The sequence below is a fragment of the Thiomicrorhabdus arctica DSM 13458 genome (assembly GCF_000381085.1).
Taxonomy (GTDB): Bacteria; Pseudomonadota; Gammaproteobacteria; order Thiomicrospirales; family Thiomicrospiraceae; genus Thiomicrorhabdus; species Thiomicrorhabdus arctica.
In genome coordinates, this window is the sequence record NZ_KB905899.1 from 503,272 (window position 1) to 520,246 (window position 16,975).

Sequence of the window (16,975 nt, forward strand, 5' to 3'; positions counted from 1 at the left end):
TGATAACATCGTCCTCTTTCTGGAGGGTTGACGATATTTAGTGCTGTTTCATCGAGTCAGAAGCATTGCTCTCTTTTAACGCTTGTTTTGCTTTATGTTTTCTGGCAATTTCATCCCAATCAATATTGTTACAATCGTAACACTCTTCTTTGATAATCCCCATCCACACGAGTAAAGCATGCACTTTACAGCCTACACAGTAGCCAAAGGTCGCTTCTAACCACATAAAACCGATGCAAACCCAGACCATACTGACGGGTATCCAATAAGGAATAAACTGTTCTGTTTCTGATAATAGTTGACTGCCCCAAAGGTTGTTGATCCAAGAGGCAAAAGTCTCTGGATTAAAAAAAACTAAACAAATCGTCATTAAGGTAACGCCAATACTCCATGCAAAACGTTTAGGCACAAGTGGTTTCCAAACTGGAGGTATGTTTCTGGCTAAATAGGTGCAGAGTATAATCGTTGGTGAAAAACGCGCAGAAAATACAAACATGCCGGCGAGCATTTCGAACAGGCCATACAGCAACAGTGCCGTTTGCACTGAGTATTCATAGGTTCGTTTAACAGCTTCAACGGTATAAAGAATATTTCCATCCCAGTCTGTATCGTAAGTATCTACGGCAGTGTTGCCATCAACTACCCAACTCGACGAGTAAACCACATCAAGCAGTGTAAAGCCCATATAAAGTGGGATAAACAATAAAATACCCGCACGCATACGCATGGCCACTTCATTGATATAGAGGGCTGATTCATTAGGGTCTCGAAACCATAATTGCTTCATAAAATCTAACATAAGTTTTTCCTCGTTAAAGTCGCTATGAGACCTTCGAAATTAAACACCTATAAAATAGTAGTGTGCAGAGTGTTCTCTGAATATAAGAGAACGCTAAAGTGTACATTCTATTTCAAATAAAACAGGAAACAACTCGTTCCTTTTTGACCTTGCATTAGTCTGTTTAATGGAGGACGGTCATTGCCAGTTCCAAGCAAAACAAGAAGAGTCTGCTTAAGGGGGACTCATAATATCACAGATGTTTTGTTTGGCTAAAATGGCAGAGGTTTGTTCCATGAGTGGCATACTGGGTCGCACACCACGCATAGGCTGATTACAACGTTCTATCTCATTAAGCGTTTCTGATTGCTGTAAAAACTGAGTAAATCGAATGGCTTCTTGCTGTGCTAAGTCCCGCTTTTTCTGTTGACAAAAACGAGTGATTTTAACATGTGCTTGAATCATTGCTTGCTCAGCCTGGTTAAATTTTTCTGGATCAATAGCGGATAAACAATTCTGCATTTGATTCATTTTTAGCATGATATTTTGCATTTTCGTAGTGTCCACAGGCGGCATATTGACTGCTTGAGTGGTTGGACTTACGAGTAACAAAATGAGTATGCTCAAGTTAAAAGCCGAACTCAAGTAGAAGTGATAATGTTTCATATTAGACCTTTATATTTGTATTTTTATCTAACGTGCTGATTGCTTGATTAGGTTTAATGCCTATTGAATACCTCTGATTTTACAACTTCAGCAGAGAGCAACGTGCTTTTAATTTGATTCGAGTTTTTTTCTTAGATTTCTAAGAGTATAAAATGGCATGTCGATTACCATTGAGTTGGCCAGCCAGCTCGGAATCTCTCCACCAGGTTCTGCTGCGAGCATAAATTCAACTTGAGTACGACTTGGCGTTATTGGCGTTATTATCCAATACCCCGTTAGTTTTTGGACACGAATTAAATTTTCTTGCAGAGGGTATTCATCGGGACGGCCTTCCAGCGTGATGGTCACTGTGCCATTTTCGCTAATGGTTTTTGTGCCCATTACCACTGAGTCGCGATTAGTCACTGGCCAAGGTGTTTTGGTGACGGTATATTTTAGAAGCTGGTTCGGTTCAGGTGTCTTCAAACGTTTCGCTGTAACCGTATTGTAATACCAGTCAGGCAGTTGTTCGGTGTCTTGAATCAGGCTGACAACTTCGTTGATTGGCGCTTCGATTTGAACATTACCCTTGAATTTTTTAAAGTTAGAGTCTTGGGCGCTTGCTATCCAAATCTGAATGCCTTTATCATCGAGCTGTCGATCCCATTCAGTTGCAGTATTTGCTTGTAATATTTTTAACGCATTCGCGGCAACGGCAGGTAAGCTCGATAGACCTAATAGACTGAAAATAGCAATTACGGTAATCGAGGGGGTGAGAATGGCTTTTATCATGACGAGACTCTATTTCCGATTCATTACGCATTCACTAAAATGCAAAAACACCCCCTGGCTAAGGTGAGGTTTTTGCGCCATTAAAACGGAAGTTTTGTTGTATAAAGTTCAAAAGGGCAAAGGCTATTTTAGCAAATCGAGTTGGTCTTCCTGGTGTGATATGTCTTCATTAATTCGGCTTGAGGTCGGGCCACTTTGGTTTTTATACTTTGCATCAGCGCGTGTGTTATAAGGCTTTTCTGCTGGGCTTGAAAGTGTTTCAAAGTTAATGGCGCAAATATCCATTCCAGGGCGTAAAGCCAGCGGTAGTTTTCCGCTATTAAAAACCTCTAATACAATTTGACCATGCCAACCAGGATCGATTCGGTGAGCAGTCACATGCACCATGAGGCCTAAACGTGCCAGACTAGAGCGACCATCTAGCCAGCCGACTAAGTCATCGGGAATTGTGACAGACTCCAGTGTGGCTGCCAGAGCGAGCTCACCTGGATGCAAAAAAAATGACTGGTCATCAGCGATGAGAATTTCATTCCCCATAACGGTGTCCATAATTTTTTGAACTTCGTCTTTAGGACCGCTTAAATCAATATAGGGTGCGGTATGGTCATTAAATACGCGAAAGCGGTTGTCGAGTCTTAAATCGACACTAATGCCTTTGATTTTTTCTGGACCAGGCTGTGGTTCGATGGCAATTTTTCCAACTTTTAGATGTTGAACAATATCTCTATCACTTAGCTTCATAGTATTTTTTGTAGTTCCGCAAGGTTAAGCGTAATCGCTCGGTCATCTTCTTTATGTGTTACGCGTATTTTACCTGGAAAATAGTGGTAGTTTGGTAATAACCACAACTCTATTTTAGAATTTTGACTGTCGAAGGTGTAACGCAGTGCATCAATCCACTCTTCAGAAAATTCAAAGATCAAGGATTCGACCTCATCACTTGATGTCAATGTTAATTTATCCTGAAAGTTGTTGTCTTGAATATAGAGGTCCGTTAATGGTCGGTTATTTAACTTGTTGTATTGAATGGCATAAACAATCGACATTAAGTCATAAATATTCGCCTGTATGGGCCAGGCCTTTTGTTTTTCTTTATGCCAGATTTGTCCATGGGTTTCATCCAGTGTTAAGGTGGTCTGCTTTTGGATTTTTTCACCATCTTTTTCAGAGATGCCTACCTTGTGATAACTTAGCCATTTGAACTCGTTATCTGTCTGGGTTAGTTTGATTGTTTCAACGGAGGAATCTTTAAAGAATAGCGCCGCTAATCCGCTGGGTTTTGCTATGCTTATTAAAGTACAATCGCTATTTTGACAGTTGAAACTTTGTTTTGCTTCACCTAGATCGATGCCATAGGCATTGACATCATACACCGCTGAAAAATTAGGTAGGGTAGCGGCTGAACTGTTGAGAGAGAAAAACATGATAAACGTCGCTGAGAGTAATCTAAAAAAAATGTTTGAGCGTGTTAGCCACTTTATACCTAAAGATCTACTTGGGCACTTTGAACGATTGAGCGGACTGGATCGTAGATTAAACATTCTTATTCCTTCCGTGAGCTGAAACATACAAAGGATTCAATTATATTAAATAGCCTAGATGATTGTCTTACTTAATACTTGAGGTTGTATTAATCTTTTCTGATCTAACCAGGCCTGATTATCTTTAAAAGAGAGGCGACCTAATGCAAACCATTCAATGACAATTGGATAAGCGATGTGCTCTTGCTGGTGAACCTTTTCTCTTAAGCTGGTTTCGGTTTCATTTGGATCAATCTTGACGACGGCTTGCAATATAACGGGACCATTATCAAGTTCGGGCGTGACAAAGTGAATGCTCAAGCCGTGTTCTTTGTCGCTGGAATCTAAGGCGCGTTGGTGTGTGTGTAGTCCCGTATATTTTGGCAGTAATGAGGGGTGGATATTAATCATTTTACCCAAAAAATGTTGCGTAAATCCTTTTGTTAAAATGCGCATAAAACCTGCTAGAACAATGAAATCAATCTTAGCTTCTTCTAGTGCCTGTTGTAGCTTTGCATCAAATGATTCGCGGTCATTATAGTGGGTATGTTCAATCACCATGGTTGGGATATTTGCCTTTTGAGCCCTAACTAAACCATAAGCATCGGCTTTGTTAGAAATTACCAGAGCAATTTCATATAAATCCGAGTGCAATTTTTGATGGTCAATAATGGCTTGAAGATTGGATCCGCTGCCAGAAATGAGAATAGCGATACGGGAAATAGAGTGAGAATTTTGCATAGGAATTATCTTAAGGGCTTATTGCAATGAAAATAAAAGGGGAGATGAAGCAAGACATACAAAAGGCGATTGATTTGTAGGTGTCGTATTACTCCTTGAAACCTCAGGGTTTAAGGGAGTAACACAATATGGTTTAAACTAGTTTTTAACCAGTTTAACCGAAGGCTCAGATTGCTCTGAAGCTTCAATTTTACCAATCACAGAAACCGTTTCACCAGCCGCTGTTAATAGATCAATAGCGTGTTTTTGATTTTTTTCATCGATGACAATAACAAGACCTATGCCGCAGTTCAGAGTTCGGTGCATCTCTTCAAATTCAACGTTACCATTGGCTTGAATCCAGTCGAATACCGCAGGGCGTTTCCAACTATTGGTATCAATGTTTGCCATAGTGTTTTTTGGCATAACACGCGGTAGGTTCTCTAAGAGACCACCACCCGTAATATGAGATACGGCATGAATTTCGACAGATTTCATTAACTCTAATAAAGACTTAACATAAATGCGAGTAGGGGCCATTAACGCATCAATTAATGGTTGACCATCCATGTCCATATTGAGATCGGCACCACTGACTTCAATAATTTTACGAATCAATGAGTAGCCATTTGAGTGTGGACCACTAGAGGCCAAACCAAGCATGACATCCCCGGCCTTCACCTTAGTGCCATCAATTAAATCTGCTTTTTCCACGATACCAACGCAGAAACCGGCTAGATCATAGTCACCCTTAGGATACATACCTGGCATTTCAGCGGTTTCGCCACCGATTAACGCACAACCTGCTTGTAAACAACCTTCGCCAATGCCTTTAACGACATCAACGGCTACATCAAGCTCTAGCTTGCCTGTTGCGTAGTAATCTAAGAAGAATAAAGGCTCAGCACCTTGGACAATCAAGTCGTTAACACACATAGCGACGAGATCAATTCCGACCTTGTCATGTTTACCACTGTCAATTGCCAGACGTAGTTTGGTTCCTACGCCGTCTGTTCCTGAGACTAAAATTGGATTTTTGTATTTCGTCATATCCAATTCAAACAAGGCACCAAAGCCACCTAAAGAAGAAGGGACTTCAGGGCGGGTGGTTGCTTTTGCAATAGGTTTAATGGCTTCAACTAAAGCATTTCCTGCGTCAATATCCACACCTGCGTCTTTGTAACTAATTGATTGTTTATTTGTTGTCATAGTCTCTTTCTAACTTATTGTTTAAACATTTTGGTTTAAAGTCGTGCAAAACCTTGAAAAAGGCTGACATTACAGGCAAAAGTCTGTACCGACGTAATTAAAAAACATTATGATATTGTAACGAAATTTAAAGGAGCAGATATGAGAAGTTTTCGCCTATTCACACTATTGTTGTTGATGAGTGTGATACAAACGGGTCAAGCGGCTGAAAACTTAGGTGAAAAGACCTCTAGAATTCAGAGCAACGATGCCGATTTTTTTAAGGTTGTTTTACCTTATGACGATACTGTAGATCGCTCCAGTGCGGCTAAAAACCAACAAGTATTAGAACAAGCCATCACTTTAGGTATGGAAACATTATTAGTTAAAATGACCGGTCAAACGAGTTTTCTAGAGAGTGCCGTCGCTCGAGGCTATCTTAAGAGTCCCAAATCTTGGTTAGATCGGTACGATATTAAGCCTAGAATAGACGAAGGTGTTCAAATTGGTCAAGATATTGTATTGCAGTTTTCAGCGTCACGTTTGAATGCAGCATTTAAAAACCATAGAGTGCCCATTTGGCCTTTAGAACAACGCCCTAGGACATTAGTGATGGGGAATTTTCTTCAGAAAGGAGAATTATTAAAACTCACACAAGATAAAATGCGTTATCGTGTGGATATTGAGTTCCGTGACTACCCTGAAAAAATGTCTCTACCGATTGATTTGCCAGTATCAGATCAACTTTGGGTTTTTCCTGTGAGCCCTGAACAGTCTAATTCGACGATATCGGAAGTTTTATTAACGACCAATAATGATTATCTTTTGAGTTTTAAGTTGCAAGTGTTGAGCGATTCCACGTATGAGTTATCATGGTATTTGTTTGCGCCGTCGGCTGTCGTTTTCGCGAAAGGAGAAGGGCGAGGAAATAATCAGCAACAATTGCTACAAACGATGTTTGAGCAGGTTATGCAGCACTATGCGTTATTTGCCCAGCAAAACTCTAGTGAGGCAAAGAAAATTACTTTAAACGTTTCTAATATTGTTAAAGCAGATCAGATTCAAATTATCGAGGCACAGCTAAAAGCCAATCACCCGATGATTAAATCGGCTAGATTATTGTCTTTACAGTCGGGGCTGGCACAGTATGAAATACAGTATCAAGATGATTTTCAAAAGGTCAGTGACTGGATTCGTCAGTGGAAATTGACGGACTTTGTGAGTCAGTCAAAGAATTTACATCAAGTGGATGTTAAGTTAAGTCCTCATATTTATGAGTCGTTAGGTTTGGATAATCCAAGCGCAGATAAAAACCTTCAAGGGGTTCAATAGTGTTTGTACAAATGCCGTTAAAAATCGGTTTACGAGATGATGCCTGCTTTGAGACATTTGTAACTGAACAAGAGTCTCAAGCTGTCGCTTTAAATGGATTACAGAGCGCGTTACAACAAACCAATGGCAATGCATTTTATTTATATGGTGAGAGTGGTGCAGGTAAAACGCATCTATTGCAAGCGTCCTGTCGGTATGTAACTGAAAGAGGGCAGGCCAGTGTTTATTTACCATTTGGTGACCATTCGTTGCCTTTAATTCCAGATATTTTAATTGGTTTAGAGCAGACACCTTTAGTTTGTTTGGATGATATGGCTGAAATTGTTGGCGACTCTAAGTGGGAACTTGCTTTGGCTAATTTGATTACCAAGTCAAGCGTTCAAGGACATACCGTAATACTTGCAGGACAAATCAGTATCAATGATTGGTCTATTAAAACCAATGAGTTGGCAAAAGCATTAATGATGGTATTGCCAATTGAACTGCATGCTGTGATCGAAAAAGAAGAGGTTATCATTGCGCTACAGCGCCATAGTAAACGTTTAGGTTTCGAGTTGCCGAATGACGTAGGTAATTATTTAGTGAAACAGTTTTCAGCAGACCTTCAAGAATTACTCGCAGTCTTACAGTTATTAGAACAAGCTACGTTAGTCGAAAAGAGGCGGTTGACCTTACCGTTTGTTAAACAAGTCTTGCAGAGAGCTTAGAATACAAATTTACATAATTTTTCAAAATTTAGAAAATAGGAACCATTTTATGAATATATCAGCTTTAAAAATACCTTTTGCCATCGCTTTATTAACGGTTTTCAGTTGGAGTCCCGCGACCTATGCTGAGCCACCTAAAGAAGATATTAAGTTTATCGATTTAGATGGTAAAGAATCTATGTTGTCGGATTATAAAGGCAAGTGGGTCATCGTTAATTTATGGGCAACTTGGTGTCCGCCTTGTTTGGTCGAAATTCCAGACTTAGTGATGTTTCATCAAGCACATAAGGACAAAGATGCCATTGTGATTGGTGTCAATTACGAAACGGTTGACGTCAAAAAAGTAAAAGCCTTCGCCGACTCCCAAATGATTAATTATCCAATCGTCCGATTTGAAAGCAAAGCAGATGGTAGAACAACCCCTTTTGGACCCTTGCAAGGTTTACCTACGAGTTATATGGTGGCACCAGATGGTACCGTGGTTGCGGCAAGAACAGGAATGGTTGATCAAGCGATGTTAGAAAACTTTATGAAAACCTACAGTGAGATGAAGGCGGCTAAAAAATAACCAGTCGGAAGGTGGTCTTGCGATCGCATTGGCATGTTCAGCTTATTGGGTTTAAGGAAAATTAAAATGAGAATAACAAACGTTAAACGATTTTTAAGGGTGATTTTAGTATCGTCTTTTTTACCTGTTTTAATGGGCTTAAGCTCTCCGGCCTGGTCGGCTAAGGACGTGTTTTTTGATGAATCGTTCGGTAATTACCAAGAAGAACTCGAGGTCGCGAAAGAGACCGGCAAAAAAGGCATCTTTATGTTCTTTCACATGGAAGAGTGCCCATTTTGTCACCGTATGCGTAGCACAATTATGACTGAACCCGATGTGATTTCGCTTTATAAAAATAATTTTTTGACCTTTATGTTTGATATAGAGGGCAGTCAAACAGTTGTTGATTTTGACGGCACAGAAAGTACCAGTAAGGCATTAGCAAAGAATAAGTATCGCGTCCGAGCGACGCCGGTGATGATGATTTTTGATACGAATGGTAAGCCATTGGTGAAATACACTGGGCCAACGCGCACTAAAGAAGAGTTTAAATGGCTAGCAGAATATGTCCTTGATGGCAGTTACCAGACACAATCCTTTACCGCTTATAAACGAGCTCGTAAATTAGCCGCTAGAGAGTAATTACATTATTATGAAAGTAATGGGCATTAAAAAATCATCTAATCTCAAAAAGGGTATATTGACCACCTTATTTGGTTTAATTGTTGTCTTAGAGGTGCAGAGCACACCAGTATTCGCTCAAGCGATGGACATAAATGAAAAAAAGTCAGTGGCAGCGGATTCAGCCATTAAGGGGGACGACAATGATTTGCCGAATCCTTTAACGTTAGAATATTTGTTGAGCGAATATCCTTTGCATACGCCTCAAATACAATTGCAAAATGCACGACTGCAGCAAGCGAAAGGTGACACTCTTGCGAGCCAGATCACAGCAAATTGGCAAGCGAATATCGAGGGACGATTAGGCTGGAGGGAGTTTGCTCAAGACACGCAAGATCACCATCAATTAGCGTTACATCTAGGTAAGGTTTTATACGATTTTAACCAAAGTGACTTATCCATTAAATCTGCGCAACAAAATGTAGTCGCTGAACAGCTGCTCATCAAGTCGGTATTAAACCAACAAAAATTAGCGGTCATGCAAGCCTTTTTTAATGTTCTACTGTCTGATTTTCAGTTTCGCGTCGACGATGAAGCTATGGCTGTGGAGTATGTAAATTTTGATAAGATCAAAGATCTTCATGCCATCGGCCAACGTTCAGATGTCGACCTATTGGCAGCTGACCTAAGCTATCAGAAAATACTCGTCGATCGAACGCGCTCTGAATCACGGCAATTACAGACCCGTGTTCAGTTAGCCAATATTTTACATCAGCCAAATGCCAGGCCTGGTGAATTTACGTTCCCCAATCTTAAGAGCTTCTCAAAACGTTCCCTTAAGGATGTGGATTTGCAAGAATTACAGGAACAAGTGTTACGTGAGAGTCCTAAATTACATGCTGTATCACAACGTTTAGAGAGTCAGAGATTGGCTTTAGAAAGTGCACTTGCTGTGGGCAGCCCAACGTTAAGGGCAGATGCTTGGGCTGGAAAACTTTCCAGTTATCCTAATGTTCGAGAAGGCACTTGGCGCGCAGAACTTTCTGTGAATATTCCTTTATATGATGGTGGCACAGAAGAGGCTGCAGTCGCAACAGCCAAAGCGAATTTTTCTGTAACAGAAGCTGAATATCAACAATCGTCTCAATCCTTACGGAAAGAAGTGACGGAGCTGTATTTTCAAATTAAACTGCTACAAGCGGAAAAGAAACAACACCAAGCTTTTGGTGATTATGCAGATCTCTATTTAGATTACAGTCGTGCCTTATATGAACATGAGTCGGCGACTGATTTAGGTGATTCCATGGTGCGTTTATCACAAGCGAATTATGACCTAGTGGCATGGCAATTCAAACAGGCCTTATTGTGGTCGCAAATAGATTATTTAATGGGTAAAAAAGTGTGTCTGGATAACGGACAAAAATCGGATGATAGTCCATTCAAACTAAGCTTAAATAAACAGGAAATGCACTCGTGAAATTGCAGCAAAAACTTGGTAGATTATCAATGGTTACGCTGGTTTTAACCGTAGGGTTATACAGCACAACCCTATATGCTGAGACGGTTAAGGTAGGCGCTTTGGTTGCCGGACAAGTCTCTAAAGTATACGTGCAAGCAGGTCAGATCGTTAAGAAAGGTGATCGTCTACTGACTCTAGACGCCGATCGTTTTCAAGCAAAATTAAACAGTTTGCAAGCGATACTGCGTCTGCAAAAAGCCAAATTAGCAGATGCTCAAATTGAGTTGGACCAAGCCTTGGATCTCTATGAGCGAACAGTGACATCCAAACGGACTCGCGATGCCGCACAATTAGCATATGACGTTGCCAGTGCCGCTTTTCAGCAAGCAAAGGCTGATGTTGCCTTGCAACAGGCCTGGTCAAAATATACTTATATTGTCGCTCCAGTGGATGGTAAAGTGCTTAAGATTCATGCGCCATTAGGAACAACGGTTTACAAAGAAAATAGTCCACTGATTGATCTAGAAATATAAACACGTTTTACAATGTGCTGTGCTGAAAGCATTAACACACACCTTTTGGAGAAAATAATGATATCGACCAGAATAGAGTATGGCTTAAAATATTGGCGTTTAGCCATTCATCTAGTCTTTAAAACCAAACATTTTGGTGTGAATAATCTTTGGTGGTCCTCACAACCTTCTGCGATTGGATGGCATTGGTATCAAATTGTCTGGGGGACGCTTGCGGTCATGCCGGTGGTGCGTAATTACCAATCCCTGAAGGTAAGAAGTTGCCTAGGTTGGTTGCCAGAGTCAGAGTGCTTAGCACTTGGCTTTAAGCAATCTTAATAGACGTCGTTTGATAGATGCTGCAGTTGGAGAGTTATTATGATTCAAATGGATCTTGAACAGCGACAATCCTCACGATTTCCGCGCTCTTTCTTAGTCACGGATCACGATGATGAAACGTTTTCTGAACCTTTTGAGGGATTTGATGTCAACCTTACCGGCTTAAGTTTTTGGTTGGATGATGCCGATTTATTTCTACCTGGACAGCAGGTGAGTTTAAGGATTAAAAACACCGAAACCGATGAAATTTACTGTTTAGAAAGGGTTGAAGTGGTTCATCAAAGAGCATCGGGTGAACGATTATTATGTGGTTGTCACATCACCCAGGTCAGCAGTGCACAACTATTATCTCATCACCGAATTGTGATGACTGATGCCAAAAGTGCATTGGTGTCGATGCAGAATTCTGAAATGACAGAGTTTGATTTCATTGATGATGGTTCAGCACTGTCAACGGATGAAGGTGATTTTCAGGAAGCAAGTATGGCTTTGAATTTGGCCGTCTCTCAGCTTCAGTCGAGCCGCCAATGGGGGTCAACGCTTCTACAAGATCTAGAGGATAGTATCAAGCATGCACAAGGTGCAAAACAGGGACAAGTCGATATTGAAACCCTGAATGAGGTCTTTCAGCAGTTCTCGCGCTATTATAACCACATGAGTGACACAACGCTCTCCTTAGGCATGCTTGCAAAGTTATTGGCACACACTCCCGATGACCTGGGTGATCGACAAGGGTGGAAAACGTTAATAGCCGATTTTGAAAATCGCTTTTTAACCGAGCAACAGCAAGTGGCGTATGATTTTATGCATCAAGGTCTGAGTGCCGATGAAGCCTTGAAGATTGCGACAGAATATTTAAACGAACACTAAGGAGCTCTGTTTGTTGCATAATTCATGCTTCTGTCGCCATTTTATTCTTCATTCATACGCCTTCGAGACATTACTATTAAGGTATTGATTTACTCTTCGAGATACCTAAGAAACCACTCTCTTGCTGTTACGGTAACTGCTTTTAAAGTACCTAGTTCCTCAAATAAATGAGTCGCCCCTTCGATAGTGATTAGTTTGCATTCACATTTCATGGCCTGTTTAGCGAGTTGGTTGAGGTGTAAAACATCTATATCTCGACTGCCGACAATCAATAAAGTCGGTGCAATCACCTCAGGTAGAGCGGCTACAGCCAAATCTGGGCGTCCACCCCTTAACACGATGCATTCTATTTCATTTGCCCTGGCTTTGGCGGTCACCAGTGCGGCTGCGGCACCTGTACTTGCGCCAAATAAACCAATGGAGAGCTTTTCCAGGGGTTGCTGGTCCGCTATCCAATCAACTGTTGCGATGGTTCTTTGACTGAGTAAATCAATGTTAAAACGATATTCACGTGTTCTGGTATCGATCGCACTCTCTTCTGAGGTCAGTAAATCAAATAGTAAGGTCGCCAGTCCAGCGCGGTTGAGTCGCTCGGCAACATATTGGTTACGTTCGCTGAATCGACTGCTGCCACTGCCATGGACAAATACAACCAACCCTGTTGCCGATTTTGGTACGGTTAAAAACCCTTCTAACTCAACTGTATCAGTATGAATATTAATGGTTTGCATCGTGCTTTGAGATGTGATTTTATCAGTATTTGATTTTTTTGGTTTAAGACTCATTTGACCAGGCCTGATTAAGTAGATTGATAACGGTTGCATCGCTGACTTGGGGAAATTCTGCATACCACTGTCCAATCGATGACAGTCGTGATGGTTGTAACAAGCAGATAACCTCATCGGCCATTTGGCGTAAGGCCTCGATACTGTCTGGTGAGGCCACAGGAATCGCCACGATTATTTTCTGCGGTGTGAGTTGCTTGACGGCCTCAATTGCAACAGACATCGTTGCGCCTGTGGCTACCCCGTCATCCACGAGAATGACAATTTTATGGTTAAGGTTGGGAAAAGGGCGCTTGCCACGATAAAGTTGAGCACGACGATTAAGTTCTAAACGCTCCCTTTTTTCAACGACATCCAATTCAGGCTGATGAATGCCATAGCGAAGTACGATGTCTTCATTGAAGAATTTAATGCCGTTGCTCGCGATTGCCCCCATCGCCAATTCAGAATAGCCAGGAGTCCCTAATTTTCTGACCAGCAATAAATCCAGTGGAGCATTGAGCTTTTCAGCGATCTCAGAAGCAATCGGTACACCGCCTCTGGGTAAGGCCAGAACAATGACATTTTCTGGGTTCTTATAAGAGGATAACGCTTCTGCAAGTTCATGCCCAGCCACAGTTCTATTGGGTATTATGGTTTGCATAATTCGCACCTCTATTCTTTCAAAGCCACTAAATTTTGTCAGCTCATGGCGTTTAAATTAAGCATAAAAATACCCATACGATTTGTCAATTAAGGGATAAGTAAATTAGCGAATTTTTATCCGTTAGTTGTTTAAAATCAATAATATATGATTAAATTATTTAAGTTTGTCTTAAATTCGACAATCATTATTGATGACAAAATTATATAAGTTAATTGAGGTAGGTTGTTTTGCAGGCAGGAACATCACCAAAGAATGCCGCAATAAGTGTGAAGAAAAAGGAGAGTAATCTCGCTAAACATTCAAAATCAGTTACTGTCTTCAGCTATTTGTGGCTCTTGATTTGAGATAGATTCTTTGAAGTCGCTGTGTGATGAGGGGAATATTATAGCCGGTATCATTATGCTAAAAATTTATATGATGATTACCAGACTACACATTAAATGGAAAATAAGACGAAAACAGTAGGATTAAAGAAGTAGATTTAAACCATTAATGACGAGACTCAGTCAAGGCGAAGAGGGCATGAATGTTGTCTTAAGCTGATTCAAAATAGATAACGGCTCAGGCATTTAGGATAGAGCCGTTAAAGAATGTGTGTGATGTATTGTGGATGTTTGCTTATTTTTTATTTCTTTTATGACGAGCACGTCTCAACTTTTTATCTTCTTCTTTGGCTTTAAGTTTCTCGGCTTTTTTTAGCCGCTGGAGATCAACCTGTTCTAACTCGGTTTCCATCATTTTAGGCGTCTCTAACGTAATATTGCCTAATACATTATCACGATATTCAACAATTAGGATGCGTGATACTTTATCTAAATCCACCATACCACCCGAACGTAGACAACCTCGTTGGCGACCAATAGCTTCTAAGAGTTCTATATCTGTTAAAGGGAGTTCCTTGAGGTTAAAACGTTCTTTTAAAAGTTCTGGATAAGCTGACAATAGATATTCGCAGGCATAAGAGGCAATGTCTGGCAGCTCAAAAGCGGTCTCTTTAATCCCACCAGTAATCGCTAGACGATAACCGCTGTTCTCATTTTCAATATTGGGCCATAGCATGCCTGGAGTATCGATCAACGTAATGCCTTCTTCCAACTTAATACGTTGCTGATTTTTAGTCACGGCGGGTTCATTGCCTGTTTTGGCAATAGTACGTCCGGTAATGTTGTTAATCAGGGTCGACTTGCCGACATTGGGGATGCCAATAATTAACGCATGAATCGTTTTGACAGAGTTGACTTTTTCAGGCACCAGTTTTTTAATCATGCTAATAATCTGTTCGCGCTTATCCCCAATTTGGGAATTGAATGCTAGCGTTTTAACACTTTTTTGCTGTTCAAAATAATCCTGCCAGGCCTGGGTATTTTCAGGGTCAGCCAAATCTGTTTTATTGAGGATTTTAATGGTTGGTTTATCACCACGAATCTCTTCAATCATAGGGTTTTGGCTACTGAATGGAATACGCGCATCTAACACTTCAATAAAGACATCAATCTGGCTAAAAATTTCACGAACTTCTTTTTGAGCCTTGTGCATGTGACCCGGATACCATTGAATGGCCATAATATTTTCCTAACAGATTTGAATAAAAGTATTATAGCATTTGTAGGCTACAAGGCCTCAAAATCATGGGTATTTTGGTTCTGTGAATAGGCATTCAGAAAGCAGTTGATAGATCAAATTGAGGTTAAATGAAGGCGTCTATTTTTAAAGCTCAGTCAAATGCGCATGATACTTAACAGATCGATTTCGCTTGTTATTTTTAGCGTAATATAACGCTTGATCAGCACCATGTATCAGTTGTTCAATGCTCATATCTTGTTGTATGCAATGAACTCCCAGGCTAGCGGTATTCTTGCCTACTGGCTCAACATGATAATTTTCGATAGTGGTTCTTAAGCATTCTGCCAACTTATAGGTATCATGTATGTCTGAGTTTGGGCAAATAATTAAAAACTCTTCTCCTCCCCAGCGACCAACCGTGTCTGTGGTACGGGTTTTGGCTTGGATAATCGAAGCTATTTTTTTAAGAACCGAATCGCCGACTTGATGACCGAAAGAATCATTAATTTTTTTAAAGTGATCAATGTCTAGCATAATAATGGAAAAGACCTGTCCATAACGTTGGAATTGATCAAAATTAAGCTGCAACATTTCATGTACTTTATGACGAGTATAAAGCTGCGTTAAATAGTCTGTTTTGGCATGTTTTTCCAGTTCAGAGATGTCCTCTAATACCACAATATACTTATAATGGTTGTCCAGAGAATAGCGGGTGGCATGCGCTGAGAAAGTGTATTCACAGTCAGACTTCACCATCAGTACCTTATGTGATTGCTCAGGGTTATGTGCCACGTGGGCAACCCAGTTATGTTTATTTATAGCGGGGTCAAGATAACCCTCTCTTGAGATGAATAGTTCACTAAAACATTTATGTTTGACCTTAAATTCGAGCAAAGTTTTACAGCCTGTAAAAGCTAGAAATTTACGATTGACCGTGAGGATTTTTTGACCGTCAGTGATAAAGGTGATGTGTGGGTTGACTTCAAAAACCGTGTGCAATTCGGAAGAGGTTTTCTCTAGTTCAACCTTGAAATTATGCGTCTCGGTTATGTCATACACCGTACCAATCATATGCGAGGGTTCGCCATTATCATCAAAGAAGGGAATGCCGGTCTCTTGTACAAAACGAACCCCACCGTCACTTCTAATGACACGGTGAATCACATTGTAGTTTTGTGTCGTCGCGAGTGATTCACTGATGGCGGACTCGACGGCGGCGAGCTCATTGATTGGAATATAGGAGGTAAATTTTTCATAAGTCGGTATGAAAGATTGTGGCTGTTCACCAATTATCCGAAAGACTTCATCCGACCATGATAATGAATTGTCGACTATATTCCATTCCCAACTTCCTAGGTGGGCTAGTTTCTGAGCATCTTCGAGACGTTTTTTTTCTTTAGTCAGCTCAAGTTCAAGTTTCTTTTGCACCGTCAAATCGTCAAAGAGTGACATGATGTTTCCATTGGACAGCTTGATAACGTAATTCTTCTTCCAACGATGAGCATGCGTATCTTGGTATAACATTAAATCGAGATTTTGGCTTTCACCCGTTTTGTAAACTTCTAAAATGGTGTCAAAGAGTCCTGATGTTTTAGCACTTGGAAATTCTTCGAGGAGTTTTTTACCAATAAGTTCGTTTTTATTCAATTTCTCGTTGACCTGTGCGGCCACATTTAAATCAACCAAATAAACATCACCCTCTTTAACTTGATAAATTGTAATATGGATTGGTAGGTCATCAATATTAACGACAAAATCGGAGGGATTTATCACTGAGTTACTCATTCATTATTCACTTAAATTAAGTCAATAATGAATTATAACGAATTAAAAATAGGTAGCTGATTAGTATTTATCACCGTGGTGTATATTTTTTTAATGAGAGCACGCATTTCTGGCGTCTAGAGCATAGGGATGAGTTTTACAGCAGGGTAGGTCTATAAGTTTAGGT

19 protein-coding genes are annotated in these 16,975 nt (G+C 40.5%); 8 read left to right on the plus strand and 11 right to left on the minus strand.

The genetic code is table 11. The features are described from left to right. Nucleotides 1–37: 37 nt before the first annotated feature. The 7 genes from F612_RS0102285 to purM form a co-directional block, all read right to left on the minus strand. Nucleotides 38–799 carry a DUF4395 domain-containing protein gene (locus F612_RS0102285; RefSeq protein WP_019556128.1) on the minus strand — a complete coding sequence of 254 codons (762 nt, stop codon included), beginning with the start codon at nt 797–799 and terminating at the stop codon, nt 38–40. A gap of 213 nt (nt 800–1,012) precedes the next feature. Then, nucleotides 1,013–1,444, minus strand: a complete 432-nt coding sequence (locus tag F612_RS0102290) for a hypothetical protein (protein WP_019556129.1) — start codon at nt 1,442–1,444, stop codon at nt 1,013–1,015. 108 nt (nt 1,445–1,552) lie between these two features. Further along, complete coding sequence (locus F612_RS12835; protein ID WP_019556130.1) at nt 1,553–2,215, minus strand: START domain-containing protein; 663 nt, start codon at nt 2,213–2,215, stop codon at nt 1,553–1,555. Between the two features lie 123 nt (nt 2,216–2,338). Beyond that, a complete protein-coding gene (gene dcd / locus F612_RS0102300; protein WP_019556131.1) occupies nt 2,339–2,956 on the minus strand; it encodes a dCTP deaminase in 618 nt (205 codons plus the stop codon). Next, nucleotides 2,953–3,756 (minus strand): DUF3108 domain-containing protein, encoded by an 804-nt coding sequence (locus F612_RS0102305; protein WP_026329583.1) that lies wholly within the window; start codon nt 3,754–3,756, stop codon nt 2,953–2,955. Before F612_RS0102305 ends, dcd begins: the two co-directional genes overlap by 4 nt. Before the next feature lie 54 nt (nt 3,757–3,810). Then, nucleotides 3,811–4,476: a phosphoribosylglycinamide formyltransferase gene (gene purN / locus F612_RS0102310; protein WP_019556134.1), complete on the minus strand. Its 666-nt coding sequence runs from the start codon at nt 4,474–4,476 to the stop codon at nt 3,811–3,813. Nucleotides 4,477–4,614: 138 nt separating this feature from the next. Continuing rightward, complete coding sequence (gene purM / locus F612_RS0102315; protein ID WP_019556135.1) at nt 4,615–5,664, minus strand: phosphoribosylformylglycinamidine cyclo-ligase; 1,050 nt, start codon at nt 5,662–5,664, stop codon at nt 4,615–4,617. Between the two features lie 141 nt (nt 5,665–5,805). On the opposite strand from purM, the gene F612_RS0102320 reads away from it, so the two are divergent. From F612_RS0102320 to F612_RS0102355, 8 genes are all read left to right on the plus strand, one after another. Continuing rightward, the gene (locus F612_RS0102320) at nt 5,806–6,975 is read left to right on the plus strand and encodes a DUF2066 domain-containing protein (protein ID WP_019556136.1); all 1,170 of its coding nucleotides are present in this window, start codon (nt 5,806–5,808) and stop codon (nt 6,973–6,975) included. Beyond that, on the plus strand, nt 6,975–7,682 hold the full coding sequence (gene hda / locus F612_RS0102325; protein WP_019556137.1) for a DnaA regulatory inactivator Hda: 708 nt from the start codon (nt 6,975–6,977) through the stop codon (nt 7,680–7,682). The genes F612_RS0102320 and hda overlap by 1 nt, the downstream gene beginning before the upstream one ends. A gap of 49 nt (nt 7,683–7,731) precedes the next feature. Beyond that, nucleotides 7,732–8,250 carry a TlpA disulfide reductase family protein gene (locus F612_RS0102330; protein WP_019556138.1) on the plus strand — a complete coding sequence of 173 codons (519 nt, stop codon included), beginning with the start codon at nt 7,732–7,734 and terminating at the stop codon, nt 8,248–8,250. Nucleotides 8,251–8,316: 66 nt separating this feature from the next. Further along, nucleotides 8,317–8,871, plus strand: coding sequence for a thioredoxin family protein (locus tag F612_RS0102335; protein ID WP_019556139.1), 555 nt, complete (start codon nt 8,317–8,319; stop codon nt 8,869–8,871). A gap of 10 nt (nt 8,872–8,881) precedes the next feature. Beyond that, complete coding sequence (locus F612_RS12015) at nt 8,882–10,327, plus strand: TolC family protein (RefSeq protein ID WP_083917270.1); 1,446 nt, start codon at nt 8,882–8,884, stop codon at nt 10,325–10,327. Continuing rightward, complete coding sequence (locus F612_RS0102345) at nt 10,324–10,842, plus strand: efflux RND transporter periplasmic adaptor subunit (protein WP_019556141.1); 519 nt, start codon at nt 10,324–10,326, stop codon at nt 10,840–10,842. The genes F612_RS12015 and F612_RS0102345 overlap by 4 nt, the downstream gene beginning before the upstream one ends. A gap of 57 nt (nt 10,843–10,899) precedes the next feature. Further along, the gene (locus tag F612_RS0102350; RefSeq protein ID WP_019556142.1) at nt 10,900–11,160 is read left to right on the plus strand and encodes a hypothetical protein; all 261 of its coding nucleotides are present in this window, start codon (nt 10,900–10,902) and stop codon (nt 11,158–11,160) included. 39 nt (nt 11,161–11,199) lie between these two features. Continuing rightward, nucleotides 11,200–12,030 (plus strand): PilZ domain-containing protein, encoded by an 831-nt coding sequence (locus F612_RS0102355; protein ID WP_019556143.1) that lies wholly within the window; start codon nt 11,200–11,202, stop codon nt 12,028–12,030. Between the two features lie 89 nt (nt 12,031–12,119). Here the strand turns inward: F612_RS0102355 and F612_RS0102360 are convergent, their stop codons facing one another. The 4 genes from F612_RS0102360 to F612_RS12840 form a co-directional block, all read right to left on the minus strand. Continuing rightward, nucleotides 12,120–12,815, minus strand: coding sequence for a dienelactone hydrolase family protein (locus F612_RS0102360; protein ID WP_019556144.1), 696 nt, complete (start codon nt 12,813–12,815; stop codon nt 12,120–12,122). Continuing rightward, nucleotides 12,805–13,458: a phosphoribosyltransferase gene (locus tag F612_RS0102365; RefSeq protein ID WP_019556145.1), complete on the minus strand. Its 654-nt coding sequence runs from the start codon at nt 13,456–13,458 to the stop codon at nt 12,805–12,807. The genes F612_RS0102360 and F612_RS0102365 overlap by 11 nt, the downstream gene beginning before the upstream one ends. Nucleotides 13,459–14,079: 621 nt before the next feature. Further along, nucleotides 14,080–15,024, minus strand: coding sequence for a ribosome biogenesis GTPase YlqF (gene ylqF, locus F612_RS0102370; protein ID WP_019556146.1), 945 nt, complete (start codon nt 15,022–15,024; stop codon nt 14,080–14,082). Between the two features lie 144 nt (nt 15,025–15,168). Then, the gene (locus tag F612_RS12840; protein WP_019556147.1) at nt 15,169–16,809 is read right to left on the minus strand and encodes a GGDEF domain-containing protein; all 1,641 of its coding nucleotides are present in this window, start codon (nt 16,807–16,809) and stop codon (nt 15,169–15,171) included. Between the last annotated feature and the right edge of the window lie 166 nt (nt 16,810–16,975).